Source organism: Weissella paramesenteroides, assembly GCF_036327715.1.
GTDB lineage: Bacteria > Bacillota > Bacilli > Lactobacillales > Lactobacillaceae > Weissella > Weissella paramesenteroides.
On the sequence record NZ_CP130559.1, the window covers coordinates 1,781,072 to 1,807,373 of the forward strand.

The window sequence follows — 26,302 nt, forward strand, 5'->3', positions numbered from 1 at the left end:
CTTTTACATCTATTATCGCATATTTTGTCAGGAAGCAACTAATTTCTGATTACATGCCTAGAACTATCTGTCTGACTAACCATTAGCGACGCTTTCGTTTGTAATAATAATAAACCGGGATACCAATGGCGACGAAGATAAACGAAATGAGCACCATTGAGAAACTTGCAATTAGGGTATTAATCAATACAAACAATGCACCCCCAATGGCAACTATTGGCATAATTGGATACAAAGGCACTTGAAATAGTAGTTCATTAGGCTTAACAGCAGCTTTTTTGTCCCGTAAACGCAAGATAAATACACCAAAAAATGTTGCTGCATAGAATAACCAAATAACAAAGACAGCCATATCTGATAACCAATCAGCCCCTGACATGACAATTAAAATAGCAGCCAAACCTGCTGTCGTCCATAATGCTGTGATCGGTGCCTGCGCACGGTTAGTCTTTTTTAAATAACGTGGCAACACGCCTTCATTTGCCATGGCATAAACCATTCGTGGAAAGGCAAGCATTTTTCCATTAAGCGTTCCCGCCATAGAAACTAAAATACCAATCGCCAATAATTTACCACCTAATTCTCCAAACGCTTGTCGAGCAACTGTGTAAGGTACTTGATTATCAAGCGAAACGATTTGGTTTGCAGGTACCGCCCGATAGATACCATAAGTCACACCCACATAGACCAGAATAACGATTAGTAATCCGCCAATGATTGCTCGCGGTAAATTTCGACGCGGATTTTTTAACTCACCACCTAAGTTAGCTAATGTCGCCCAACCATCATAGGCAAACAAAGTTGCCAAAATAGCTAATCCAAAATTGCCCGATGTCGTTGCTGTCATATGATGGACTGTTTGACCCAAGGCATCTGCCTTTCCAAAAAACATACCAAAGATAACTAATGCAAAGATTGGAATTAATTTGATTGTTGTTGTTGTCACTTGGAAAGCACCCGCAATCCGATTATCTAATGAATTCATCGCTGTAATTAACAGTAACGTCAGGATACCAATTGTAGGTACCCAATGTGTCGATATGTTAAAAAAATCCGCAAATAATTCTGCAAAATAAGCTGAAACTGATGCAATAATAGCAGGCGCATATATGGCAACTTGTGTCCATCCAGTGAGGAAACCAACAAATTCGCCATAAAGCTTTTTCATATAAATATAAATACCACCAGTTTCTGGTATTCGTGAGCCAACTTCCGATAACGTTAAGCCACCAGCTAGCGTGATTAGTCCACCCACTATCCAAGCAGCCAATCCTGCCGTTGTGCCCCCAGCAGTTTCCAACACTTGACCTTGCTTAAAGAAAATTCCTGAACCCACAACCGTCCCAATAACTACCGAAATACCTGTCATAACGCCCATTGAACGTTTTAAACCATTTTTCCCCGTTTCCATGCTCTTCTCCTTAAATCAAAATAAAAAAGCCGTCCAATCCAGGTAATACAAAAGTTTCATGTATTACCCAGGTTGAACGGTTTTCGTTAGCGACAATTTATTAATCACCTCAAAACACTCAACTGCTTGGTAATACAGTTGAGTCAGAGGACGTCAAAATATTAATTTGTATGTTATCTAAATTAGTCATAATTGATATCCTCTCTTTGTTGCGATTTAACATATATAAATTATCATACCCCTTATAAATTTGCAACTGTTTTTTAATTTATTTTTCATAATCATATGGAAAGTGTTAATTCCCTAAGACATCATTTCTTATAGACAGAAGCATTCGGATGGTCATTTTGATACCACTCTTCAGCTTTTTTAGTTGCTATCGCAATAATCCGTTGCTCATTATATTTTTCTTCTCTTTGTAGCGCATTCATGATTTCAATCGCTTTATTTCGCACTGTCGGTTTAAGATTTTTCAATGAATCTGGGTAATTTTTGTTTGTCCATGGCATGATAAACATCTCCTTTGACGTAATTACTAGTTCAATTGTAAATAATATTCAACATGAAACTACCTGACCGTCTATAATACTATTCTAACGTACCTTTTTGATAAGATAAATTAATTCGGTCTTTTGTCTCACCAATGAAATTAGGTTAGACTATAGTCATATAAGAGAAACTAGGGGGAATTTTTATGAAAGCTATTCAATTAGAAAATTATGGTCCAGTAACTGGCTTAAATGAAATCAATACTGACACACCAAAGTTATTAAAAAAACAGCTTTTGGTTAAAAATCATGCTGTAGCCATTGATCCTTACGATGTTAAGTTCATTGCTGGCAAGATGGGAACTTCAGAAGAACTACCATTAATTCCTGGTTCAAGTGTTGTCGGTGAAGTTGTTACTATCGGCTCAGATGTCACTGATTTTAAAGTTGGTGACCGCATCGCTGCTACTCGCCATCAAAAAACATATGCCGAATTAGTCCCAGTTGGTCAATCTGTCGCAACAAAAGTTCCAGATGGTATTGATGATGTTCATGCTGTAGCTGCTGTCATTGGAGCTGCTACCGGTTATCAAATGATTCATCGCGATTTAAATGTCCAACCTGGACAAAAAGTACTAATTCAAGGTGGTGCAGGTGCAGTTGGTTCGGTTGCTGTGCAAGCAGCTTTAAATATTGGTGCGCAAGTATATGCCACAGCTAAGCCAGCTGATTTCGATTATCTCAGATCGTTTGGGGATGTAACGCCAGTCGACTATCATACAGCATATGAAAATAAATTATCTGGCTTTGATGCAGTATTAGATACTATTGGCGGCTCAGTCTCTGTACAATCAGCAAAAATCTTAAAATCTGGCGGTATTCTACGTGGCCTTGCTGGACTAGATGAGGCTGCCCTGTCGGCTTTTGATATTGATGCTGCTAACACCTTCTCGGATGGTAAACGACCAAATCTTGAAGCACTATTTGCAGACATGGTTGCAGGGAAAATTAAACTTCGAATTGGTCAGATATTACCTTTTACCTTAACTAACCTGCGCAATGTTCATGAGCAAGCCCGTCAACATTCATTGCAAGGAAAAACTGTTTTAACATTCGACACATTTTAAAAGAGTCGGCTTTTTGATACAATAGTGCCATTGTCAAATGAGGGAGCATAATGGGAAATGTTATTTACTGAGCGTGATTACTATGAAGATGTCGTTAAAATGTTACAAGACCGGGGTGTCGAATTACCTGACATCGCTGAATTGGTTGTAGATGGTCAAAAAGACCATATTCCTGATTTATCAATGGCTACAGCAATTGACTCTGTACAACATGTGCTACACAAAACTGAAGTTCAAGATGCCGTAATGACCGGTTTAGCACTTGATGATGTTGCCGAGGCTAAACAGTTGCCTAACCCATTACAAGAGCGAATTAGTGGTGACCACGGGACGTATGGTATCGATGAACAACTTGTCATGTCTATTTTGGGAGTCTATGGTACGATTTCATGGACAAACTTTGGCTACCTAGACCGCTTAAAGCCCGGTATTGTTGGCAAATTAAATGACGAGCAACATAACGGTGGTCGTGTAAATACCTTCATCGATGATATCGTCGCAGCAATCGCTGCCGCAGCTGAAGCAAGAATCGCACATGATTAAAAGAGCTGATAAGCTACCGTTTTGGAGTCTAAAATAAGTGATCAATTTGGCACTCTGCCGGAGTGTCAGCGTAGGCGTGTGACATATTGATTGCTTATTTTTGACGGACTGGTAGCTTATCGCGTTTATGGAGAGCGTGACAACAAGCGTTTAGCGTTCCGGTATAAGACCTGTTTTGTGCCCTGGCGCTGCAAGCGGCTGGGTCAAAAATGGACTTATATAAGGAATACTGCTTGTTGGAGCGCGTTTATGAAAGAGCTGATAAGCTACCGTTTTGGAGTCTAAAACAATCAAAATTTCAATAAAAAATACCAAGGTAGAACGTTATCATTCAACCTTGGTATTTTATTTTGATTTTAGAACTTCACTTATTAACTGGTGCAAAACCTTTCAAGAATACTTCTGTCCATTCTGAAATATATGGTAAGACTTGTTCATAAATTTTGGGATTTGACACGCCTTCAACAAATGATTGAATGTAAAGCAACAAAAACTCATCCGAATACTTCGAATCAATTTTTCCTTCTTTACGCCCACGAGCGAACAAATCTATTATCATATTTGACGTTATATGCGTATACTCATTCATTAATATTGATATATCACTACCTTGTTTCGAAACCATGTAGGCCATCATATCTAAATAAAACTGCCGATTTATTTTTTGCAATAAGCGTGCTTTGTTTAAACTCAATGCAATGAAAGTTTCTTCGAATGAATCATTACGATTAATGATTGCCGTTGCTTCTGTAGTCATCTGATTTATAAATTGTTTAAACACTTCTTGTATAACATTTTCCTTGTTACCAAAATAATTAAAAATTGACGTTTTACTGACGTTTGCCTGCTTAGCTATATCATCAATTTTAATATTTTTTATGCCACAATCAGTGTTCATTAAATCAAAAGTAGCTTGTAAAATTTGCTGTTTTTTTGTTGCTGCCGTTTGTCAAATCCGTTCATATTATTTTTCGCTCCTGGGATATATTTTTGATAAATTAATCTTCAAAAAGTCCATAATTTTCTTTCTATATTATAGAGCCATTTTATGAACTATCAACATAATATTAGTTCATAACCCACCCGTCTTTTAATTGACCATGATTTTTAGCATTACTATAATATAGAAAAAATCATCATAATGAATGACATTATTTATGCCTTTAAGGAGAACGATTATGACAGATGAAATTGTAAGTATTACTAATTTGCAAAAAAATTTTGGTAAATTTCAAGCTCTTTCAGATGTATCTTTTACTATTGATCGTGGTGAAGTTGTTGGTTTTATTGGGCCAAATGGTGCTGGAAAGTCAACAACGATCAGAATTTTACTTGGTGCAATCAAACGTTCCGGAGGTGATGCTAAAATATTCCAAAAAGATGTTTGGCAAAACAGTTTAGCAATTCACGAAAATATCGCCTACGTCCCGGGTGATGTAAATCTATGGGGTAATCTAACCGGTGGTGAAATTATTGATTTATTCATTAAATTACATGGTAAGGGAGACAAATCAAAACGTGATCGCTTAATTAAGCGTTTTGAGTTAGACCCTAAAAAGAAAGCTCGTAGTTATTCTAAAGGAAATCGTCAAAAGGTTGGCCTCATCGCTGCCTTATCAGTTGATGCAGAACTATATATTTTTGACGAACCAACTTCTGGATTAGATCCATTAATGGAAACCATTTTCCAACAAGAAGTCAATGAATTAAAGCAAGCTGGTAAAGCCATCTTGCTTTCATCTCATATCTTGAGTGAAGTTGAACATTTAGCAACTAAGATTGTTGTTATTAAACAAGGAAGAGTCGTTGAATCCGGTTCACTAGCTGACCTACGCCACCTTACTCGTTCAACCATTACTTTGGAGACGAGCCAGCCAGTTAGCCCATTAACATCATTAACATCTGTCCATGACTTTAAAGCAACCACAGATAATACTGCCACATTTTCAGCAGATAGTGCTGCAATTAACGAAATTTTAGTTCACGCGACGAAACTCGGCATTAAGAAAATTGACATTGTACCGCCAACTCTAGAAGACCTCTTCTTGCGTCACTATCAATGATAAGGAGGCAATAGACATGTCTGAAAAATTTGCAAATACTGTCGTTTTATTACGGCACTATCTGAGACGAGATTGGTTAAAGATTGCCCTTTGGGTTATTGGATTAAGTATTTTTTGTAGTAGTTATATTACTGCAATTACCGATGTTTCAAAGGGATCTGCCCTTATTGGTCTCTATGAAACAATGAAAAATCCAGCAATGATTGCCCTGGTTGGTCCATTACCCGTCCAACATGCGGTTGATTATACCGTTGGTGGTATGTACGTTAGTAAAATGTTGATGTTTTGCGTCATCATCTCAATGGTTATCTCAGCTATCCACGTGAATAGCCGTACCAGAAAAGAAGAAGAATCAGGTTTAGCCGAATTAATTCGTTCATATCGAGTTGGTAGATATGCTAGTACATTAGCTGTTATGTGCGAAACACTACTAATTAATCTCTGCTTGGTTGGTCTGATGACTTTGTTTATGATGAGCTTTCATAATAGCCACTTTAGCAATGAAGGAATTTTGCTATTTGCTGCTAGTATCGGATTTGCTGGTATGCTCGGTGCCACACTGACACTGTTTTTTGCCCAATTTTTTCAATCTGCAAGCAATAGTAATGCCAGTACAATGGGTTTTATTGGTTTGCTTTACGCGCTTCGTGCTTACAGTGATTCATCAAATATCCATCTATCTTACCTTAACCCATTTAGCTGGACATATTTGACCTTCCCATTCACAAAAAATAATTGGTCACTTCTTATCTACGGTGCTATTTTCGTCATTGTTTTGCTCATTGTGACATTGATTCTTCAAGGTCATCGTGATTTAGGAACAGGCTACCTTCCCGAACGTGGCGGTCATAGCCATGCAGGTTTTAGTTTACAATCAGTGACCGGACTTTTATGGCACTTAAATAAAGGAAATATATTGGCTTGGATTGCCGGCACAACCTTTTTAGGTATTGTCTATGGTTCAATATACGGCGATATGCATAAATTTGTTACTAACAGTGGCTTAATTGGCCAACTATTTGTTCACAATAACATATCAATCGAAGCATCATTTACAAGTACAATCATTGTTGTTTTGATGGCTTTAGTGGCCGTATTACCTACTTTACTCGTTAATAAGTTATTCACTGAGGAGACTCGTGGCCATTTTGACCAACTATTCGTTTCTAAAGTGACCCGCACACGTCTCTTTGTCACAACCATTATGCTCGCTATTCTAGTCAGTCTCATTAGCACATTATTTGCCACTGGGGGACTAGGGCTAACAGCCATATGGTCTATCCATAAGAACTTTGATCTATCACTAATGGACTTCATCGCATCTGGCTTCAATATGTTTCCTTTTAGCATCTTGTTAATTGGTATCGGTTCTATATTGATTGGTTGGTTACCAAGAATAACTAAACTAACTTATCTATACTTGATTTATGCCGCTATGTTGTCTTATTTCAAAGATTTATTAGACTTGCCTGACTGGTTATCAAACACATCTGCACTTAATTGGTTTGCAACCATGCCGGTTAAAGATTTCGACCTCACACCTTGGTTAATCATCCTAGTAATCGGTATTGTTTTCATCATTATTGGTTACTTTGGCTATCAACGTCGTGATTTAAAAATTGGATAAATTAAAAACCACTTGTTAGCATAAAATCGCCTAACAAGTGGTTTTCTATTGTCATTTATTATAATTAATTATTCTTCTGAACCAAGACCGTACTTAGCAACCAAGGCTGCCAAAGCACCACCGACCAAAGGTCCAATGAAGTATGCAGCAACGTGTGTTAATGAAGTTGCTGAACCAAACATTGCGAAGAATACGGCTGGGCCAAGTGAACGTGCAGGGTTCAATGAAGCACCTGTCACTGAGATACCAACTGTGATCAATGCAGCCAATGTCAAACCAATGATCATTGGTGCAGCAACTGAAGCACCTTCAGCTTTCTTTGAAGTAACCATCAAAATTACTAGTACAAAGAAGAATGTCAAAATCAACTCAATAACTGTTGCGCCGAAAAATGAAACTGGTGTGGTATAGTCAGTTTGACCAAAACCAACTTGCTTGATCATTGCTGCGCTTGCACCAACACCCTTCATAATTGCCCAGACAATTGCTGAACCAGCTAGTCCACCAATCAATTGTGCAATAACATAACCAACAAAGTCCTTCCATGAAATACGACCGTTAATGGCTGCTCCTAATGAAACGGCTGGATTGAAGTGACCACCTGAAATTGGGCCAAAAGCGTAGGCACCAGCAGCTAAGGCGATACCAAAGGCTAAGGCAACAGGAAGTGGACCGGTTTGTACTCCGACCAAAACAACTGCACCAGTACCAACGGCAACTAACAACAAAGTTCCAAAGAACTCTGCTAGGTATTTACGTGTATTACTTTCCATAAAAATAATTGCTCCTTAAATGAGATTGACTTGTTTTTAATAACAAAATAAATAACTAACTCTAACTATATAACACTATTGCACTTAAATTCAGCTTTATTAACTAATTTTTAAACTTAGCGTCCAATAATCGCAAGTGCCTCTTTATCTAAAGTAAACCATGTATTCGTTGCATTAATTTCGAATTGCTTGATAAAATCAGGCCCATCATCCTTTGGTGTTGCTGAACCAACCAGTTCATTATCAATACCAAGGACTTGCAAATCATGAAATGATTCATCCCAACGCACAGTATAATAGTTACCATCCATTTTTTCATCTACGATTGATTGAAAACCTAATTTCAACGCTTCTTTGATGACATCTTCTTCAGATACTGTGAATCCACGTCCCGCCATTAAAGCAACACGGTCACGGACATCTTGCATATCTTCCGGAATTTTTTGCGTATCCATCTCTATCTCCTTTACTAATTTTGCCTACTTAATGTAAAAAAACATTGCACTAGAAACATTTTAACAGTCAGTTGCGATATAATAAACACTGAACGTCATAATTAACAATTAAAATAAAAAAAATTAAAGGAGATTGCTTTTCATGATTGAATCAGTCACTGCACAAGAAATGCAACGATTTAGTCACTACACCACTGATGAAATTGGTGTCCATCCCCTAGTCTTAATGGAACGAGCAGCCATCTCTGTGATGGAAGTACTCGGTGCAGGTACTTTTGACTTAACCAATGTTCTCGTCATTGCTGGGTTAGGTAACAATGGTGGTGATGGTATTGCGGTCACGCGTATGTTGGCACAAAAAGGTGTAAATGTTGATTTATTACTACTCGGTGATGAACATCGTGCAACACCTAATACAGCTAAGCAGCTAGATATTGCTCGTAAGTATGGGATTATGCCACACAATCGTGTTCGTGACTTCCGCCACTATACGGTGATTGTAGATGCCTTATTTGGTGCCGGACTATCAAAGCCTGTCCCTGTTAAACTAGGCGAAATCATCAAACGCGTTAATGCTGCTAACATTCCGGTCGTTTCTATTGATATTCCATCCGGTCTGAATGCAACATCTGGTGCAATTTTAGGATCTGCCATCCGCGCATCAGCTACGGTCACTTTTGCCTATCCTAAAAAGGGATTACTACAGAATGAAGGACTGAAACGTGCTGGCAATATCTATGTTAAAGATATTGGCGTCTATTCCCCAGAAGAATTATCAAATTTTAAGAAAGAGAGCAGCAACCAATGAAGATTGTATTAGTTGGTGCCGGACCACGCAACTTAACCCTATTAGAACGTCTGATGGCTTATGCAAAAGAAACAACAAAGCCTGTAGATATTACTTTATACGACAGCTTTCCCATTGGGGGTCGTGTTTGGAATCCGGATCAAAATCCACTTTTCCTTATGAACACAGTTACTCGTCAATTAACTTTGTTCCCAGATCCCTCAGTACCCAATCATGCAGCCACGGCTACCTATGGTCCAAATTTTTATGAATGGGCAATCACCTATGGTAAAGAGTATGTTCAGCGTCGCCACTTTGTTAATGGTGAACATTTTCTTGATGAAATCGCCCGAATAAATCCTAATCGATTTACTTCTCGTGCCTTATTTGGTGTTTATAGTCAATGGTTTTATGAGCGTCTTGGAACGCAGGTTCCTAGTAATGTCATGTTATCCTACGAACGTAAAATGATTCTAGATGTTACACCACAAGATGATCAGTATGAAATTACTTTGGACGATGGCACAAGCTTTATGGCTGATAAAGTTGTGATGTCAACCGGTATGGTCGACAATGACTTGTCGGAAGAACAACAAACTTTTGCAGATGCCGCTAATGAACATGCAAACATGCTCTATATTGGTCCGACACATCCTGCAGAGGCTAATTTAGATGATATTCCGGCCCGTCAAAAAGTGGTTCTTCGTGGACTAGGACTAAGCTTTTTTGACTATTTAGCTAAACTGACAATTGATCGTGGTGGTCGTTTTGCGCGTGATAACAATGGCGTACTTTATTACTTACCATCTGGTAAAGAGCCACATATTATTGCTGGTTCTCGTCACGGATTACCCTTACATGCTCGTGGTATTAATCAAAAGGTTAACGAAGGCTATCAACCATTGTTCTTTACAAATAAGAACCTTGATGAGCTAGCTGCTGCCAATGATGGTCAATTATCCTATGCTGATTTTTTCAAATTATTGAAAAAAGAGCTAGAATACAAGCATTATCGTAATACAATCAATGACTTTGGTATTACTTGGCCGTTCAACGCTGATCACTTTATGACCGCGCTTGCCGAAAGTGACGATTTGAACAAAACTGCGCGTCAATATGGTGTCGCAGAGGAGTACATCATGGACTGGCAACGTATCCTAAATCCAGTAGCTGATGTTCCTGAAGAAGTCGAATATAGCGATTTCATGATGAACTACTTGACTTGGGATATCAATGATGCCTACAAGGGAAATAATGATGCACCTTATGCTGGTGCGTTTGACATGCTTCGTGATATTCGTTCGGTCATTCGTCATTACTTAGATGCTGGTTATCTAAACGCTGATGAGTACGAAAAGTTTTTGAAGCACTTTAACCCACTAAATACCTTAATTTCTGTTGGACCACCAATTTTACGCATTGAGCAAATGCGTGCCTTGATTGAAACAGGTTTGCTAACTGTTGCTGGTCCTGGACTTAGTGCAACCATTCAGGATAACCACTTTGTTGCCAGTGACAATCGTAACAACAAATGGACTGTTGATAATTTAGTTGAAGCGCACCTATCAGCACCTTCACTAGCACATACCATCAATCCATTGATGAGCAATCTACGTGAAAAGGGCATCCTAAGTGAAGCAACCTATACAAAATCAGATGGCACAACCTATTCTGTTGGTGGTACACGGATGAATAAACAAACGATGACGGTCATTGATACAAATGACCAAGAAGTCCCTGGCTTATTTATTTGGGGAGTTCCAACGGAAGGTTGGTCATGGTTTACAACTTTCTCTCCACGTCCAGGAATTAGCGATAAGAATCTATACGATGCTGAAAACATCGCTCAAACGATTTTCAGATAAATCTATTAAATACCAAAAGAGCCGTTATTCTCCAAATGGAGAATAACGGCTCTTTTTATTAATTATTGGACAACACCTTGATCCTGGTGTTTTAGATTATATACAAAGGCCAAAACCATGCAAATAACAGCAACAATAAAAATGTTACGTAGTCCTGTGTGATAAATATTATGCATAATTGGCACAAGATTATTTGGCAACTCATCAACCGTATGTGGATTAATCATTTTATTAAACATATCCACCGTTACGTGTTTATTCGGATGTTGTGCAACACCATTTTGCAAAGATTGATTCATAACAATTCCAAAAATTGATATAAAAATACTTTGCGACAAACTACGAATCAATGTATTAAATGATGTTGCCATACCGATATGTTTAAGTGGTACAACACTCTGTGAAATAATCGTTGACCCAGTAACTGTAATACCAAAACCGGTTCCTAAAAAGACACCAATAACTAAGAACACAATAAACGGTGTGTTTGCTGGCAAAAATGCTAAGATTGTTCCAGTAACAACTAACAAACCCATACTAATCATTAAAATCTTTTGTGGTGTTAGCCGTGACAGCATCTTACCGGCAATAAATGACCCAACAATCCAAAAGATTGAACTAGGTGTCGTTGCAAACCCAGCAAAGGTTGCTGGCAATCCTAAAATTCCTTGTGTCCATGATGGCACGTATACTTCATAAGCAATTAAGAAAATTGCCATCATACCAGCTGCAAAATTTTGAATGACAAATGTCTTGTTTTTAAACAAATCTAATAAAATAATTGGATCTGCAGCTCTTTTTTCCTGCTTAACAAATAACAAATAACCAACAACGGCTACCATAAAGACAATTAGCACCATTATCCAATTAATTTGCTCTTTATTAATTAATTCAACACCATATAAGATGCCTGAAATCGTCATCGATAACCAGACAATGCCCCAAATATCCAAACGCCCTTTGGTAGCATGTTTTTCCTCTTTAAGGAATAGCAAAATCAAAATCATTGATAATAAGCCGAATGGCAAATTAATAAAGAACACCCAACGCCAACTAAAATTATCAACAATCAAGCCACCTAACAATGGTGCAACCACGGAAGCTATTCCCCAAGCTGAATTATTGATTCCCATAATTTGGGCACGTCTTTCAGGTGGATAAATATCGGCAATAATCGTATTTGAAATTGGTAAAATAGCCCCTGCGCCAATTCCCTGAATTGCACGCCAAATAATTAATTGTGGCATACTGCCCGAAAAGCCACTTAATACCGAACCTGTTAAAAATATAACTAGTCCAGCAATAAATATTGGTTTACGACCAATATTATCAGCCAATTTCCCATAAATTGGTGTAGTTAGAGTACTTGTCAATAAAAAAATTGAAAACACCCAATTCATTATTGAAATACCCTCTAGGTCACCGACAATGGTAGGCATCGCTGTGGATACGATTGTCCCTTCTACCGCACTTAAAAACGTTGCGATGAATAAGGCCAATGTTACCATACCTTTATTCGTTTTTTCCTTCTCCAAAACTACTGCTCCTATTCCCTATAAATTCCATAACAACCAATCTTATCACACGGTAGACAACGACCACAAGCAACATCGAATCAATCCAATGCTTGCAGATTTTTAATATTAGGTTTATCCTAATATTAAGTTAAAATTAACGCTAGGAGGTCGTACACATGATTGATGTTTACCAGCACGAGCCCAGACGTACTATTTTTGTCATTGACTCCAAAAGTTTCTATGCCAGTGTAGAATGCGTTGCTCGTAATAAACACCCTTTACAGACAATGCTCGTCGTCATGAGCCAGCAAGAAAATACAAATGGTGGTCTTGTTCTTGCTGCTTCGCCATTGGCTAAAAAAGTACTTGGCATCAGCAATGTTACCCGACGAAGAGACGTCCCTTACCATCCAGATTTATTAATTGCTGAACCACGAATGAAATATTACATACAAAAAAATCAAGAAATTAATGATATCTATCGTCAATTTGTCGCTGATGAAGATCTTCATATTTATTCGATTGATGAATCTATTCTAGATATCACTGATAGTTATCAATACATTATTTCAAAGTTTGGCAATGGTCACGATTTAACACTACAACAAATAGCGCGCATCATTCAAAAAAAAGTTAAACAAAAAACTGGTATTTACACCTCTGTCGGCATTGGTGATAATCCTGCAATGGCTAAACTAGCACTTGATTTAACCGCCAAACACGCTCATAGCCTGATTGGTGAGTGGCACTATGAAACAATTCCACAATTTTTATGGCCCATCGAAAACCTATCTGACGTTTGGCACATTGGTTCACGTACAGCCAAAAAACTTAATCGCTTAGGTATATTTTCAATGCGGGATCTAGCTTTACATAATCCGTACCATTTGATTGAAAAATTTGGTGTTATTGGTAGTGAACTCTATGCACTAGCTTGGGGGATCGATCGTAGTTTAGTTAGGAAAAAGTATCACGCCAAAAGTCGCTCTTTAAGCAATAGCCAAGTTTTACCACGTGATTATGACAACCCTAATGAAATCGCCGTAATTATTAGAGAAATTGGTGAACAAATTGCTAGTCGTTTACGCTCCAAAAATTTGGTAGCCAATCAAATTTCGCTTGGCTTAGGAGTTGGTTATCATAATCCAATTAATAGTCAGGGGTTTCATGCGCAAGTGACAATAACCCCAACAAATCTTAATTATCCAATCACGCAGGCACTTCATCAACTTTTCATTGCCCATTACCAAGGTGAAGTCATTCGTCACATTGCTGTAAGTGCTGATGGTCTAGAACCTGCTGGTGATGAGCAACTTGATCTCTTTATTTCACCAGATGACCTGATGCAACAACGTCAATTAGATACAACAATTGATGTGATTCGCAAGAAATTTGGCATTGATGCTATCTTTAAAAGTTCAAGTTTAGCAGGTGGTACAATGCTCGATCGTGTTGGTCTGGTTGGTGGCCATAACGGCGGTAATGCTTATGGATAAAACTGACGATATTGACGAGACAACGCTTAAACAAGCCGCAAATTTTTTTAAATATGATTATCATGATCGTGGCATGGTAAAGTGGCAAGGCTACTACTTATCCGACCATACTGAGCATGTTAACAAGGTAGCTCACCAGGTAACTGATGCGAATAACCGTGCCCGTCAACCAGAAATGACGCCTGAAGCCATTGCTCAAATTTTATTTGAAGCATACACCCATAATGATACTGTTACCGCTCAATTAAACACACAATCAGATACTGGGATTATTCCACCGATGATAACCGGTCCCGTCATGGGCTATACTGACGAGTTTATTATCATCGGCAAACAATTTATCCCCCAACATAATTTATGGTGGGTAAGTAAAAATGAACCTTGAGACATAAACAAAAAGAAAGTGTTCTAAAATCCAATCTTCAAATAAGAGATAATTACTTGACTAATAGTAGGAAAGAGGTTGGGACAAAATGTCCCAACCTCTTTGTGCTAAAAGTGTATTAATTATAAGCTTGTAAATTTAATAGCATAAACGCGTTCCAAAAGTCTGAAGCCTCAATGTAACAACAATTATTTATATATCGATTATTGATTCATTCTTGAATGACGAACACCATATGTCGTGTATAAGATAATACCGATAATAAACCAAATTCCTGCAGCAATCAGTGTCTCAACATGTAATTGTGTAATCAAAAACGCTGATAATAATGCTGAAATTATTGGCATTACGGGATAGCCCGGCATCTTATAACCATCATGATTAACATCTTTACGGTGACGTAATGGCAAGATACCTAATGATACAACAACAAACGCCAACAAAGTCCCAACGTTAACCAAATCAACTAATTTATCTAATGGTACTAACCCACTAAACAACGCAATGACAATCGTTGCAATAGTCAACGCACGATTAGGGTTACCTTGTTTGTTTAATTTACCAACACCACCTGGTAATAAACCATCACGACCAACTGCATAAATCAAACGAGATGCAGCGTAGGTCATTGTGTACATCATCGTTGCCATTCCAATTAAGGCACCGATTGTAATAATTAGTGATGCCCAATTTTGACCGACTTGTTGCAATGCAAAGGCTGCCGGATCTGCAACATTTAACTTTGTATAATGTACCATCCCCGTCAAAACAAGGCCCATAATACCATACAATACTGCTGCAATAATCAACGTGCCAATAATACCAATTGGCATATTACGTTTTGGATTCTTCACCTCAGCCGCTGACGATGACAACGCGTCAAATCCAAGGAATGCAAAGAAGACCATTGACGTTCCCGTAATAATTCCTTGCCAACCAAACGCCCCATTGACACGTTTTGGAATTAGCGGATGGTAGTTACTACTCTTGATAAAGAAAAATCCGATGATGATAAATGCCAAAATAATAATAACTTTGAACAAAACCATCGCATTTTCAACACGCTTTGATTGTCGTAAGCCACCTCGTAGCAATAATCCAATTAACAAAACAATAACAACTGCCACAATATTAATGTAGGTACCACCTGCTGGATTATATGCACCTGATAAGGCTGTCGGAATCTTAACTAACGGTGATATCAGGTTGGCGAAGTAAGCCGACCACCCTGTTGACACAGCCGACACACTTAACATGTATTCCAAAATTAAGGCCCAGCCTAATACCCAACCAACGACCTCGCCAAAAATCACATTACCATATGAGTAAGCTGATCCGGCCACTGGCATTGCTGTTGACATTTCAGAATAGGCCATTGCTACCAAACTAGATACCAAAGCTGCCAAAATAAAACTAAAAATAATTGCTGGCCCTGTTGTAGTAGCTGCAACTGTTCCGGGCAAAACGAAAATTCCTGAACCAATCACTGCACCAATTCCTAAAGCAATTAAATCCTTTGCATTTAATGACTTTTCAAAATGGCCATCGCTACGCATATAGGTGTCCAACGACTCCTTTTTAAACATTCTCTGCCACATTCCCATTTATCTAACTCCTTTTCACGGAAAAATATGCTAAAACCCATTCATCATCAATGCTGAAAAAATTCTAAAACAATAAAAAAACACGCACTGGATAGCATTAGTGTATCCAATACGTGTACATGCAGACAATGCATTACAAGTTACTTACTTGCCTTCACACATTTGGATACTTTACCGTCATCCAAATGTACAGCGCAAACAACTCTACGCAGACTTCGGATGACTAGCCGAAATACGTAAAGTAACTAAACGCTTGTGCTACTGACAAATAATTTTGCATATCTACATTTCCTTTTCTTTTAGCTTACCTTGTAGATATTAAGCTCATTTACATGTAAAGTCAATTGTTTTATGAAAAAAATCTCATAAATATATTAATCTACTAATAATTGGTAACCTAGGCGATCACCAAATTCAAACGGTACCATGCCTCTATATGTGAAATCAGTTTTCGTAATAACATTCTGCATAATGATATTTTCTGGAAATGTATCAATACGAATATCACGATAACCACGAGCTCGAGCTAAATTAACCAAATCTCGTGTCAGCGTCTTGCCAACACCTTTCCCACGAATGTGTGAATTAATCGTTACACGATGAATGGCAACATATTCTGGCTCATCGCCAACCCATTCACCTTGTAGAATTTCGTACTCTGCTTCTGGTCCTGGTACTAATGAGCCATAACCAGCAACTTGACCATCATAAATCAGGACAATTCCCCAGCCATTAGCGATATCTTTTTCAAATAAAGCCTTATCTGGTGCACCCTCGCCCTGCCATTGCGATGCGCCTTGCTCGCCCAAGTATGCAACGCCATCTTGAAACGCAGCCCAAATTGCTGGAAAGTCTTCTGGCTGGGCTGGTCTTGTGTACATCAACATAATCGTATCCTCCGCGTCTACCATTTAATTATCTAATCATAGAACGTTTCTTATTTAATACCTACTAATTATTAAATAGCAGAACATTATATTAACAAATTCAAAACAAAAACCCAACCCTTTTTTGAATAATATATTTATTTTTTGGGATTGGTTACTACGACATTTGATGTACTCGTTACTTTCATTAAACCAGCTAAGAATTTCAAATAATGACCCAGTACATAAATGATCATTAATGTAGCAACAATCCATTCAATTCTTGCTAAAATCACTAAACCACTAGCCAGATTTAATTGATTTGATAATACAGTCAAAGCAGTTGATGAAATGACCAACGGAAATGTAAATGCCGCAAAGCTTGGATAAAATTTCAACATTGAATGTTTAGCAGAAATGTAAATTCTTACGATTAAAAACAACGTCGCAAAATATAAACATTGTGCAAAAATAACCAAGCTAATGGCAAAAATATGATTAATTTGACCAAAGCTATTTAAATATCCAGTCAAACAAAGCGATGCCGGTGCTGCCATGATCGTTAATAATGGTAACGCACCTTCGACCATTTCTTGTACCCGTATTAATCGGAAAATAACAATTGGAAAAATAATGATATATAGTGCTAATGCCAACCAGAAAAAGATTTGACCAATCGTCAGATTAAACATCGGTGCACTCACTGGAATCACACCAATACCGACAAACATCACAAACCAACTGGGATAAACTGCTTGCAACTGTGGCTTAGTTTTAATTAAATTCAGCCAACAAAATGCTGCCATAATGACAAGATGAATGATAATTGCAACGGACCACAAAATAATCGCAAAACGTGTAAATCCCCATCGGTGCCAATACATTGCCATTAACATTAATGCCATTGTAAATGTTGGTAACGTTCCTGCTGCCACTGGATTCAATATTTCACTGTAGGCACTCTCGAAAACAAGTACAAGTTTGGCAAGTACCAGCAGCATCAATAACATTCCTGCTATACCAACAATATTACCTATTATCGAAAAATTATTCATAATAAACAAATTACCCAATGCTTCCATACCTAAAATCAAACCGCATAGTGCCATTGGAATTTTCTTTAATGTCTGTATCATGACTCTCTCCTCCAACTTCTTTTCACCTTTAGTATAACTTTCATGTTAAGATAAATAAAATTAATCATTTATATAATAGTTATAAAAATAATTAATATAAAAGGAGCTAAATATGAATCAATATCTTGAAACATTTATTATCGTTTATGAAACGAGAAGTTTTTCTTTAGCTGCCAAAACCCTCTTTGTGACGCAACCAACCATTTCAATTCAAATACAACGGCTAGAAAAAACAATTGGCCACCCATTATTTATCCGTGATCAACATCGCACAATCGAGCCAACAGCCGAAGGCAATTTACTGTATGAAAAAGCTCTAAAAATCAGAAGTATTTGGCAAGAGACACAAGACCAACTGGAGCATTTAACAACTCCTAATCGTAAGTTAATTCGTATCGGATTCTCCCAAACAGTTTCTCAAATGCTTGCCGCCAACTTTTTGAAACTTGCACAAAAAAAGTTACCTACCATTGACTGGCATGTAACCGTTGGCAATTCAAATTATATTGCGAAACAATTAGAACAAAAAAACTTGGATATCGGTATGGTTGAAAAACCACTTCTGATTGACCCAGAAAAAATGTACCGTAAAAAAATTGCAGATGATCAACTCGTACGTATTGGGAAACATACGGGTACCTGGTTAGTTCGCGAACCAGGATCAGGAATTGCCCACTATACGCAACAATTCTTCCAAGAGTACGGCATTATGCCAGAAAAAACAATCCAAATTAATCGAAATGAACTAATTATCTCTCTTGTACAGCAAGATATCGGCGAAACCATCATGTCTCAAAGTGTTATTCCTAATAATTTACCCAATACAATTATCAATGATCATTTCAAAAGAACCCTATATAGTCTCACAGCTAATGACTTAGAAAAATCATTAGCTGATAAAATCAACACATTATTAAAGCAAAGTGTGCCACTTGAATAATCGCTAACGCCATGCTTTTTTCATTGCCAAAAAGATTGCCAGTGTTTCTTTTGCATCCGGTAAGGCCCGATGTTTTTGCTCCCCTAGATCAACGCCATACATTTCTGCCAGATCCATTAATGAAATATCTTGGGGGTTACCTGCAATAGCGCCATGGATTTGTTGTGTATCATATAATTTACCCCGTGTGTCCCATTTGCCAAGGTTATTATGTTGTAGTCCTTCTTTAATCAGTTGGACATCACCATCAACAATTGCATGGCCAACAATTGCATAATCACCAACAAATCGCATAAACCGACTCAATGCACGCTCTTCAGAAATACCATGGCTAATCATATCCAATGTAATCCAACCATTTTTTCCACCCATTGATTTTGTAATGTACTTAAATGATTTCATGGCACTACCAACTGGTGGATTATTTACAATGACCGAAAACTTTTCAATATTTTGGGATCCAGTTACTTTAATCGCACCAATCTCAATAATCTGATTACTACCATTCATTTCCAAGTCAAATACGACATAATTCTTTAAATTTGTGAACAGCATACTTTAATTCTCACCCCCAAAAATATTTACTGTTAGATAAGTTCATTTTAACAGTAATCATGCTAACTTTGAAAATCAATTCTTTTTATTGAATGGATTAGCTAATTTTATTCAAACAACATAAAAAGAGAGAGAGCGAGACAAAAGTCGTTTTGAAGCCGGTGTGTAACGTGATTTTCGTTATTTTTGGCCGTAGCAAAGCGCAGGACAGGAATGGCGTAAATTGCGTTACATTGAGGCTTCAGACTTTTGGAACGCGTTTATGCTATCAAACTAACATGCTTTTAATTAATAACTTTTAGCACAAAAATTAGAGGCTGAGACAACATCCGTCCCAGCCTCTCTCCTTGAGAAAATTATATTAAACTAAGCATGCATCAATAGGTAAATTAACGCAATTGCAACAACGACTTGGAAAATAATCGTTACCAGTCCATAACCCAAGAATTTAGCACCCGATGATTTGATGGTTGCCCATTTTAAATTCAACCCAATACCAGCTAAATTAACAATACCAAAAAAGCTTGTAATACTTTGCGCTGTATGTGTCACAAGATGTGGTAATGACACAAATGAATTAATTAGCATAAAAATAATAAATGCCGTCACAAACCAAGGAATGCCCATCTTTGTTTTAATAGCTGTATCAGTTCCTGCTGATAATTTTGCAGCATGACGTGCCATAAAAATGACAACTACTGACAACATAATCACACGCAACATTTTAAAGATTGGTGCATAAGTGACAACACTACCACCAACAAGTGATGCAGTTCCCGATACTTGTCCAACTGACTGAACAGTTCCACCAATCAACGCACTAACCATCATGTTATTTGGTAACACTGCTGGTCCTAGGATTGGTAAAACAAATAGTAAAACCACACCTGCTAGTGATACCGTGGCCACAGAAGTTCGCCGCTGGTCATCAGTGGCTCCAACAGCGGGTGCAACTGATGCAATCGCACTAGAACCACAAACCGCATTTCCTGCGCCCATTAACATTGCTGAAGCGGGTGCAACTTTAAAAACACGACCACCAAGCCACATTACGAAAAAGATAGTCAATGCCATTTGCAGTAAAATAAACAACACGCCTTGCCAGCCCAGTGATGCCATATTTTTCAAAGTAACATTTAACCCCAGGCAAGCAATACCAATTTCAATTGGATATTTTTCAGCCCATTTAACACCGGCACCCCAACGCTGATTGATAAAAACAGTGTTTCCTAAAACAATCCCCGCTAACATCGCCAATGCTTCCGCACCTAATGTTGGTAAAAATGGTGATAATAATTTTGCAACTAAAGCTAACAGAAATGTTAAAATGATTCCTGCTACCATATTCTTTTTAATAACCATGTAAACTCCTAAATAATTTTTACAGCAAATCGAAATTATTATACACCTTATTAACCATCACACTGATAAAATCATATTATTTGCCCTAAATATGTCTATTATTTACTTTTAAGAAGTTAATATCTTGAAAATTATGCGAAATGTCGCTAATATGGATAAGGTTTTAAAAAAAATAATTAGCACATCAAAAAATACATATTTCATTGAGAAAGGAACTTGAAATGGTCCAAGTAAAATCTCCTTATTGGCAAAAAGTCGTTGATGACGCACAAAAACATCCTGCTGTTCCAGGCTTAGAAACAATTCCCTTCTTCACGATGGCTCCGATGGAAGCTGTTACGGATTCCGTTTTCCGTCGTGTCGTTGCAGCAGCTGGTGGTCCTGATGTTTATTTCACTGAATTTACAAATGCACGCAGCATCACACACTCCAAGGCCAAGTTTACCGTACAAGGTCGTTTACACGTTGATAAATCAGAAAAAATGCCGGTTGCCCAATTATGGGGTGATCGTGCCATTGATTTTGAAGCTGCGTGCTTTGACTTAAAAGAACGTGGCTATGAAGCCGTTGATATTAATATGGGATGTCCTGCTGCAACTGTTGTTAAAAATGGTGGTGGTTCTGACCTGATTCGCCATTTTGATAAAGCTGAAGAAATTATCGCTGCTGCTAAAAAGGCTGGTTTAGCAGTTTCTGTCAAAACGCGCTTAGGTTTCAATCAAATTGACACTTTCGAAGAGTGGATTCCATTTATCTTAAAACAAGATGTACCACTACTAACTGTTCATATGCGTACTCGTAAGGAAATGTCAAAAGTACCAGCGCACTTTGAATACATTGACCGCTTAATCCAACTCCGCGATGAAATCGCCCCTAATACGCTATTGCAAATTAACGGTGATATTAAAGATCGTACCGAAGGACTAGAACTAGTTCGACAACATCCTGGTGTTAACGGCATTATGATTGGTCGTGGTATCTTTGAGAACCCCTTTGCTTTTGAAATCACACCCAAAGAGCATACATTAGATGAAACCCTTACCTTATTGCGTATGCAATTAGACTTGTACGACCAATTTACCGCTGAATTTGGTCCAATGCACTTCCAAAAGTTAAAGCGTTTCTTTAAGATCTACGTACGCCATTTCTCATATGCTTCTGATTTACGAGTTGCATTAATGGATACCACGAACACCACTCAGGTTCGTGAACTACTTGATCAATTTGATGAACAATGGGCTGCTCAAAAAGCCTCAGACACCATTGCAATTACGACGAAGTAACCAAACCAAAAAGCTGATGACCTTCAAAATTTGAAGACCACCAGCTTTTTTATATTACTTTTTACTTTGTTGGTTCAAAAATCAAATGCTCATTAACGAAAGCATTCAAACCTAACTCACTTAACTCTCGACCATACCCTGAGTTCTTAACACCACCGAATGGCAATTCAGGTAATGAGGCCCATCCTGAGTTGATAAATGACATACCAGTCTCAATCTGTTCAGCAACACGTTGTGCGTGGTCAATATCACTTGAGAAAATGGTATTTCCAAGTCCATAACTTGAGTCATTAGCCAATGCAATGGCTTCTTCTTCAGAATTAACCTTATAAACTGAAGCAACTGGACCAAACATTTCCTGATTATAAATCGGATTGTCCTTCGTAATATCTGTCAAAATGGTTGGCTGGAAGAAGAACCCATCCCCATCGACTGGATCCTGGCTATAAACTAAAGTCGCTCCCCCAGCAACAGCAGTATCCACTTGCTTCTGTAACTTCTCTTGCGCACTCTTAGATGATAATGGTGCCACAACAGTTGTCGGATCCATTGGATCGCCAACCTTAGCTTTTGAGAAGGCATCCTTCAGAATATCAATAAACTCATCATACTTGTCAGCTAACACAATGAACCGCTTTGATGACGTGCAAACCTGACCCGCATTATACAAGCGAGCCCCTGGTGCAACGGCTTTAACTTCGTCCCAATCAGCATCATCTAAAATAATGAATGCATCATTACCACCAAGTTCCAGTGTTGACTTCTTCAACGCTTCACCAGCTTCTTTGGCAACAGCTGCACCACCACGTTCAGAACCTGTCAAACAAACACCCGCAACACGTGGATCGTGAATTGCCTTAGCAACTAAATCATAATCAATAAATAGATTTGTCAAAGCTCCTTCTGGTGCTCCCGCTTCAATCACTAAGTCGGCGAATAACTGCGCTGACTTTGGACAAATTGAAGCATGCTTCAAAATGATTGGGTTACCAACAATAAAGTTTGGCGCAAAGACACGCACAACCTGGTACAATGGGAAGTTCCATGGTTCAACCGCAACAATCACCCCAGTTGACTGCTTCACATAGTGAGCATTTCCTGCGGGTGACTCTAGTGGCGTATCAGCCATGAACTCTTCACCCTTTTGTGCATAATAAGAGACAATATTTGCGCACAAATCAACTTCGCCTTCGGCTTCAGTTAATAACTTTCCCATATCATACGTCATTGCCTTAGCTAATTCTTCTTTGTGTGCCACAATTGTATCAGCAATTTTCTGCAAAATCGCAGCTCGTTCACTAACAGGTGTCCCACGCCATGTTTTGTATAATGCATGTCCAGTTGTCAGTGCTTTCTCTAAATCTTCTGCAGTTGCGTTAGCATATTCCTGTAAAACTTCCCCAGTATATGGATACGTTGTCTTGTATGTCATAATATCCCCCTTAGTGTAAATGACAATTATTAACATTGGTCGCTACGCCATCATTATAACGCTAATTAACAAAAAGTGGGCTTAAATATTTTCACAAAGTTATTCTATTTATGTTTAAATAATCACAATTTTCCCTTTAACGGCGCCTTTTTCTGCGACGATCTCTACTTGTGATTTTTTTAAAATTAAACGCTGGCCGCCGTCTAGCTGCAGGTCGCTTAGCAGCTATTGGTATAGGTTCTTTAGGGTTCAGACTAGTAGCAAAAAGTCCTTCTAACCAGGCAATCAAAATCTGCCCAATTACCATGATTGTCCCAATTAAATTTAAATAGACAATTAGCACAAGCAACGACCCTAACGATTGGTAAAAACCAACATTTTTTACAGTAAACTTGGCATACCACCCAAATGAGTAGTTTAAAATAATCATCAAAATAACTTCAACACCAGATCCAATAATCAAAGGTTTTAAAGCAATGCGTTTCGCTGGTAACGCTGCATTAAATACGCACATCATAACCCAGAGTCCTGCTAAAGTAATGATCCAACGTTGCTTAGTAATAAATTCTAGCCAACCGATACCTGGGATTGCTGCAATAATTGCTGGCAAAATCGCACTAACAAGCATTACTACAACCGCTGATACCAAAATAACCATCAACCACAGAAAACTAAAAACACGAGTCAATAAGCCACTGACCCGTTCAGGCACATCATATACAGCATTAAATGACTTACGAATAATTGCTAATACCGAACTGGCTGCCCAAATTGTTGTCAAAATTGAAAATGATAGAATTCCCACGCCACCTTTTAATACCGATTGAATAATCGGCGCTAAAATTGACATAATATTACTAGGAAGTTGCTCTGAAAGTAATGTAATCAAGTCACTTGCATTCATGCCTGCCAGACTAGCAACAGCCCCAACGCTCATCAAAATAGGGACCATTGACAATAAGGCATAATAAGTGATTGTTGGTCCAACCATTTTCAGATTTCCTCGTTTAAAAAAGGTTTGTAGTTGGTCAATCTGAAATTTTTTTGTCAGGCGGTGAACATCAACAAGAATTTGTCGCATGCGTACTTCCTCCTTCACGAAATCTATATCCAGTATCGCAATGTTTGATGTAGATAGCAAATACTAGGTCATTATATTTTTATGTTATTTACCACAAAATAAAAACTGATAACAAATCCATATAAAGATTTATCATCAGTTTAAAAGTTAATTATTTTTAGTTAATTAATGGAATTGCATACCACCATCGACTTCGATAGTCTGTCCAGTAATGTAATTTGAATCTGGTCCAGCTAGAAAGGCTACTGCCGCAGCAACATCTTCTGGTTCTGATAGACGCTTTAATGCAATGTCCTTTGCGAAGGTCTGCATACCCCACTCATCATCCTTACCAGCATTCTTACCAACCTCATGGGCAATATCAAACATCATTGGTGTCTTAACAATACCAGGTGCATATGCATTAACTGTGATGTTTTGCTCAGCTAAATCACGGGCAGCAACTTGTGTTAAACCACGTACAGCGAACTTTGTACTACTATACAAAGCAAGGTTTGGATTACCAACGACTCCAGCTTGTGAGGTTGCATTGATAATCTTTCCACCGTTACCATTCTTCTTAAATTGTTCAACAGCTGCTTGAATACCCCAAATATCACCAGCAACATTGATATGATAAACCTTATCAAATAATTCAGGAGTAATTGTATCAATTGGTGTCGTAGGACCAAGGCCAGCATTATTAACTAAGACATCAAAGCCACCTAATTTTTCAGCCACTTCTTTAACAGCTGCAAAGAATCCTTCGCGATCAGAAACATCTAGCTTGACCGCAATTGCAGTACCACCATTCTTTTCAATATCAGTTGCGACTTCTTTACTTTTAGCTTCATTCAAATCAGCAACTGCAACTGCAAATCCATCTGCACTTAGGCGACGAACAATTGCTTCACCAATACCTTGTGCCCCACCAGTAACCATTGCAACTTTCTTTGTCATTACTAATTCCTCCAATAGTATTATTCGAAACAACTATAGTCTAGCACAATGTTCCTATTTTGTTAAATTTTTCACAAATTATTTTGTTTTAATTTACGCAAAACAAGCACTTAATTAGTGGTAGTTAAACTAATTAGACGCTCGCTTTGGAACTTTATTCACAAAAAAAATTTACAAAACTAAGCTACCACCCCAATATTGGCTGAATGACACTATTATCATCCTATGTTAATTTTCATGGATAATTCTGTACCTTCACTCTTACTAATTAAATCTAATTACTAAAATGCTAACTGCCAAATCAAAACTTTAACAACTAAATTTAGTAAATTTGAAAAATACAGATCAATCTGTTCTACAAAAAAGTATTGATATCATTTTTTATTTGATAATAAACTCGAACTTCCAAATAAACAACAATAGCAAATGCAATATAAGTTCGTAGGGTTTCTTCCAGCACAAAATTATCGCTTTTTATTAACTCACCTACTTGAACACCTGTAATTACTAACAATAAATGTAAGGGCAACAATCGTCGATATTTTTTTGAAAACAGCATGACAATTT

24 protein-coding genes and 1 pseudogene are annotated in these 26,302 nt (G+C 37.9%); 10 read left to right on the plus strand and 15 right to left on the minus strand.

Annotated features, from left to right (window positions below; translation table 11 throughout):
- Window positions 1-82: 82 nt before the first annotated feature.
- Window positions 83-1,411, minus strand: coding sequence for an APC family permease (locus QRX23_RS08970; protein ID WP_330155350.1), 1,329 nt, complete (start codon window positions 1,409-1,411; stop codon window positions 83-85).
- Window positions 1,412-1,722: 311 nt separating this feature from the next.
- The gene (locus QRX23_RS08975) at window positions 1,723-1,920 is read right to left on the minus strand and encodes a DUF2188 domain-containing protein (RefSeq protein ID WP_040760608.1); all 198 of its coding nucleotides are present in this window, start codon (window positions 1,918-1,920) and stop codon (window positions 1,723-1,725) included.
- Window positions 1,921-2,105: 185 nt separating this feature from the next.
- Between QRX23_RS08975 and QRX23_RS08980 the strand changes: the two genes are divergently transcribed.
- Entirely contained in the window at window positions 2,106-3,026 is a 921-nt protein-coding gene (locus QRX23_RS08980) for an NADP-dependent oxidoreductase (RefSeq protein ID WP_330155351.1), read from the plus strand.
- A gap of 57 nt (window positions 3,027-3,083) precedes the next feature.
- Window positions 3,084-3,569 (plus strand): phosphatidylglycerophosphatase A, encoded by a 486-nt coding sequence (locus QRX23_RS08985; RefSeq protein WP_330155352.1) that lies wholly within the window; start codon window positions 3,084-3,086, stop codon window positions 3,567-3,569.
- A gap of 364 nt (window positions 3,570-3,933) precedes the next feature.
- Here QRX23_RS08985 and QRX23_RS08990 read toward each other — a convergent pair.
- Window positions 3,934-4,532, minus strand: a pseudogene (locus QRX23_RS08990) (TetR/AcrR family transcriptional regulator).
- A gap of 215 nt (window positions 4,533-4,747) precedes the next feature.
- Between QRX23_RS08990 and QRX23_RS08995 the strand changes: the two are divergent.
- Window positions 4,748-5,632, plus strand: coding sequence for an ABC transporter ATP-binding protein (locus tag QRX23_RS08995; protein ID WP_330155353.1), 885 nt, complete (start codon window positions 4,748-4,750; stop codon window positions 5,630-5,632).
- A gap of 16 nt (window positions 5,633-5,648) precedes the next feature.
- A complete protein-coding gene (locus QRX23_RS09000) occupies window positions 5,649-7,259 on the plus strand; it encodes an ABC transporter permease (protein WP_330155354.1) in 1,611 nt (536 codons plus the stop codon).
- Between the two features lie 68 nt (window positions 7,260-7,327).
- Here QRX23_RS09000 and QRX23_RS09005 read toward each other — a convergent pair whose 3' ends face one another.
- The gene (locus QRX23_RS09005) at window positions 7,328-8,032 is read right to left on the minus strand and encodes an MIP/aquaporin family protein (RefSeq protein WP_002828141.1); all 705 of its coding nucleotides are present in this window, start codon (window positions 8,030-8,032) and stop codon (window positions 7,328-7,330) included.
- 116 nt (window positions 8,033-8,148) lie between these two features.
- Entirely contained in the window at window positions 8,149-8,487 is a 339-nt protein-coding gene (locus QRX23_RS09010) for a hypothetical protein (RefSeq protein WP_002828142.1), read from the minus strand.
- Between the two features lie 142 nt (window positions 8,488-8,629).
- On the opposite strand from QRX23_RS09010, the gene QRX23_RS09015 reads away from it, so the two are divergent.
- On the plus strand, window positions 8,630-9,295 hold the full coding sequence (locus tag QRX23_RS09015) for an NAD(P)H-hydrate epimerase (protein ID WP_140836590.1): 666 nt from the start codon (window positions 8,630-8,632) through the stop codon (window positions 9,293-9,295).
- Window positions 9,292-11,139 (plus strand): FAD/NAD(P)-binding protein, encoded by a 1,848-nt coding sequence (locus QRX23_RS09020; protein ID WP_330155355.1) that lies wholly within the window; start codon window positions 9,292-9,294, stop codon window positions 11,137-11,139. Before QRX23_RS09015 ends, QRX23_RS09020 begins: the two co-directional genes overlap by 4 nt.
- A gap of 62 nt (window positions 11,140-11,201) precedes the next feature.
- Here the strand turns inward: QRX23_RS09020 and QRX23_RS09025 are convergent, their stop codons facing one another.
- A complete protein-coding gene (locus QRX23_RS09025; protein WP_330155356.1) occupies window positions 11,202-12,674 on the minus strand; it encodes an MDR family MFS transporter in 1,473 nt (490 codons plus the stop codon).
- A gap of 158 nt (window positions 12,675-12,832) precedes the next feature.
- Here QRX23_RS09025 and QRX23_RS09030 point away from each other — a divergent pair, with 158 nt between their 5' ends.
- Window positions 12,833-14,152: a Y-family DNA polymerase gene (locus QRX23_RS09030; protein ID WP_330155357.1), complete on the plus strand. Its 1,320-nt coding sequence runs from the start codon at window positions 12,833-12,835 to the stop codon at window positions 14,150-14,152.
- The gene (locus QRX23_RS09035) at window positions 14,145-14,537 is read left to right on the plus strand and encodes a hypothetical protein (protein WP_330155358.1); all 393 of its coding nucleotides are present in this window, start codon (window positions 14,145-14,147) and stop codon (window positions 14,535-14,537) included. The genes QRX23_RS09030 and QRX23_RS09035 overlap by 8 nt, the downstream gene beginning before the upstream one ends.
- A gap of 203 nt (window positions 14,538-14,740) precedes the next feature.
- Here QRX23_RS09035 and QRX23_RS09040 read toward each other — a convergent pair whose 3' ends face one another.
- From QRX23_RS09040 to QRX23_RS09050, 3 genes are all read right to left on the minus strand, one after another.
- Window positions 14,741-16,141: an APC family permease gene (locus QRX23_RS09040; protein WP_330155359.1), complete on the minus strand. Its 1,401-nt coding sequence runs from the start codon at window positions 16,139-16,141 to the stop codon at window positions 14,741-14,743.
- A 374-nt stretch (window positions 16,142-16,515) separates the two neighbouring features.
- Window positions 16,516-17,052: a GNAT family N-acetyltransferase gene (locus QRX23_RS09045; RefSeq protein WP_330155360.1), complete on the minus strand. Its 537-nt coding sequence runs from the start codon at window positions 17,050-17,052 to the stop codon at window positions 16,516-16,518.
- A 113-nt stretch (window positions 17,053-17,165) separates the two neighbouring features.
- A complete protein-coding gene (locus QRX23_RS09050; RefSeq protein WP_330155361.1) occupies window positions 17,166-18,143 on the minus strand; it encodes a TDT family transporter in 978 nt (325 codons plus the stop codon).
- 112 nt (window positions 18,144-18,255) lie between these two features.
- Here QRX23_RS09050 and QRX23_RS09055 point away from each other — a divergent pair, with 112 nt between their 5' ends.
- A complete protein-coding gene (locus QRX23_RS09055) occupies window positions 18,256-19,083 on the plus strand; it encodes a LysR family transcriptional regulator (RefSeq protein WP_330155362.1) in 828 nt (275 codons plus the stop codon).
- Between the two features lie 3 nt (window positions 19,084-19,086).
- On the opposite strand, the gene QRX23_RS09060 is transcribed toward QRX23_RS09055, so the two are convergent.
- Entirely contained in the window at window positions 19,087-19,638 is a 552-nt protein-coding gene (locus QRX23_RS09060; protein WP_140836607.1) for a 3'-5' exonuclease, read from the minus strand.
- A gap of 366 nt (window positions 19,639-20,004) precedes the next feature.
- Window positions 20,005-21,000, minus strand: a complete 996-nt coding sequence (locus QRX23_RS09065; protein WP_330155363.1) for a YeiH family protein — start codon at window positions 20,998-21,000, stop codon at window positions 20,005-20,007.
- A gap of 221 nt (window positions 21,001-21,221) precedes the next feature.
- Here QRX23_RS09065 and QRX23_RS09070 point away from each other — a divergent pair, with 221 nt between their 5' ends.
- Entirely contained in the window at window positions 21,222-22,283 is a 1,062-nt protein-coding gene (locus QRX23_RS09070; protein WP_330155364.1) for a tRNA dihydrouridine synthase, read from the plus strand.
- Window positions 22,284-22,344: 61 nt separating this feature from the next.
- Here QRX23_RS09070 and QRX23_RS09075 read toward each other — a convergent pair whose 3' ends face one another.
- From QRX23_RS09075 to QRX23_RS09090, 4 genes are all read right to left on the minus strand, one after another.
- Window positions 22,345-23,715 carry an NAD-dependent succinate-semialdehyde dehydrogenase gene (locus QRX23_RS09075; protein ID WP_330155365.1) on the minus strand — a complete coding sequence of 457 codons (1,371 nt, stop codon included), beginning with the start codon at window positions 23,713-23,715 and terminating at the stop codon, window positions 22,345-22,347.
- A 136-nt stretch (window positions 23,716-23,851) separates the two neighbouring features.
- A complete protein-coding gene (locus QRX23_RS09080; protein WP_330155366.1) occupies window positions 23,852-24,796 on the minus strand; it encodes a YihY/virulence factor BrkB family protein in 945 nt (314 codons plus the stop codon).
- A gap of 165 nt (window positions 24,797-24,961) precedes the next feature.
- On the minus strand, window positions 24,962-25,735 hold the full coding sequence (locus tag QRX23_RS09085; protein WP_330155367.1) for a (S)-acetoin forming diacetyl reductase: 774 nt from the start codon (window positions 25,733-25,735) through the stop codon (window positions 24,962-24,964).
- Window positions 25,736-26,090: 355 nt separating this feature from the next.
- The gene (locus QRX23_RS09090) at window positions 26,091-26,294 is read right to left on the minus strand and encodes a hypothetical protein (protein ID WP_330155368.1); all 204 of its coding nucleotides are present in this window, start codon (window positions 26,292-26,294) and stop codon (window positions 26,091-26,093) included.
- Between the last annotated feature and the right edge of the window lie 8 nt (window positions 26,295-26,302).

What these genes read in the sequence shown, in the direction of transcription:
- QRX23_RS09015 (WP_140836590.1), top strand. Translation starts at nt 8,630, where the DNA reads ATGATTGAATCAGTCACTGCACAAGAAATGCAACGATTTAGTCACTAC.
- QRX23_RS08995 (WP_330155353.1), top strand. Translation starts at nt 4,748, where the DNA reads ATGACAGATGAAATTGTAAGTATTACTAATTTGCAAAAAAATTTTGGT.
- QRX23_RS09005 (WP_002828141.1), bottom strand. Translation starts at nt 8,032, where the DNA reads ATGGAAAGTAATACACGTAAATACCTAGCAGAGTTCTTTGGAACTTTG.
- QRX23_RS09085 (WP_330155367.1), bottom strand. Translation starts at nt 25,735, where the DNA reads ATGACAAAGAAAGTTGCAATGGTTACTGGTGGGGCACAAGGTATTGGT.
- QRX23_RS09045 (WP_330155360.1), bottom strand. Translation starts at nt 17,052, where the DNA reads ATGGTAGACGCGGAGGATACGATTATGTTGATGTACACAAGACCAGCC.
- QRX23_RS09000 (WP_330155354.1), top strand. Translation starts at nt 5,649, where the DNA reads ATGTCTGAAAAATTTGCAAATACTGTCGTTTTATTACGGCACTATCTG.
- QRX23_RS09075 (WP_330155365.1), bottom strand. Translation starts at nt 23,715, where the DNA reads ATGACATACAAGACAACGTATCCATATACTGGGGAAGTTTTACAGGAA.
- QRX23_RS08985 (WP_330155352.1), top strand. Translation starts at nt 3,084, where the DNA reads ATGTTATTTACTGAGCGTGATTACTATGAAGATGTCGTTAAAATGTTA.
- QRX23_RS09065 (WP_330155363.1), bottom strand. Translation starts at nt 21,000, where the DNA reads ATGGTTATTAAAAAGAATATGGTAGCAGGAATCATTTTAACATTTCTG.
- QRX23_RS09050 (WP_330155361.1), bottom strand. Translation starts at nt 18,143, where the DNA reads ATGATACAGACATTAAAGAAAATTCCAATGGCACTATGCGGTTTGATT.
- QRX23_RS09070 (WP_330155364.1), top strand. Translation starts at nt 21,222, where the DNA reads ATGGTCCAAGTAAAATCTCCTTATTGGCAAAAAGTCGTTGATGACGCA.
- QRX23_RS09090 (WP_330155368.1), bottom strand. Translation starts at nt 26,294, where the DNA reads ATGCTGTTTTCAAAAAAATATCGACGATTGTTGCCCTTACATTTATTG.
- QRX23_RS09040 (WP_330155359.1), bottom strand. Translation starts at nt 16,141, where the DNA reads ATGGGAATGTGGCAGAGAATGTTTAAAAAGGAGTCGTTGGACACCTAT.
- QRX23_RS09035 (WP_330155358.1), top strand. Translation starts at nt 14,145, where the DNA reads ATGGATAAAACTGACGATATTGACGAGACAACGCTTAAACAAGCCGCA.
- QRX23_RS09020 (WP_330155355.1), top strand. Translation starts at nt 9,292, where the DNA reads ATGAAGATTGTATTAGTTGGTGCCGGACCACGCAACTTAACCCTATTA.
- QRX23_RS09010 (WP_002828142.1), bottom strand. Translation starts at nt 8,487, where the DNA reads ATGGATACGCAAAAAATTCCGGAAGATATGCAAGATGTCCGTGACCGT.
- QRX23_RS08975 (WP_040760608.1), bottom strand. Translation starts at nt 1,920, where the DNA reads ATGCCATGGACAAACAAAAATTACCCAGATTCATTGAAAAATCTTAAA.
- QRX23_RS08970 (WP_330155350.1), bottom strand. Translation starts at nt 1,411, where the DNA reads ATGGAAACGGGGAAAAATGGTTTAAAACGTTCAATGGGCGTTATGACA.
- QRX23_RS09055 (WP_330155362.1), top strand. Translation starts at nt 18,256, where the DNA reads ATGAATCAATATCTTGAAACATTTATTATCGTTTATGAAACGAGAAGT.
- QRX23_RS09030 (WP_330155357.1), top strand. Translation starts at nt 12,833, where the DNA reads ATGATTGATGTTTACCAGCACGAGCCCAGACGTACTATTTTTGTCATT.
- QRX23_RS09080 (WP_330155366.1), bottom strand. Translation starts at nt 24,796, where the DNA reads ATGCGACAAATTCTTGTTGATGTTCACCGCCTGACAAAAAAATTTCAG.
- QRX23_RS09060 (WP_140836607.1), bottom strand. Translation starts at nt 19,638, where the DNA reads ATGCTGTTCACAAATTTAAAGAATTATGTCGTATTTGACTTGGAAATG.
- QRX23_RS08980 (WP_330155351.1), top strand. Translation starts at nt 2,106, where the DNA reads ATGAAAGCTATTCAATTAGAAAATTATGGTCCAGTAACTGGCTTAAAT.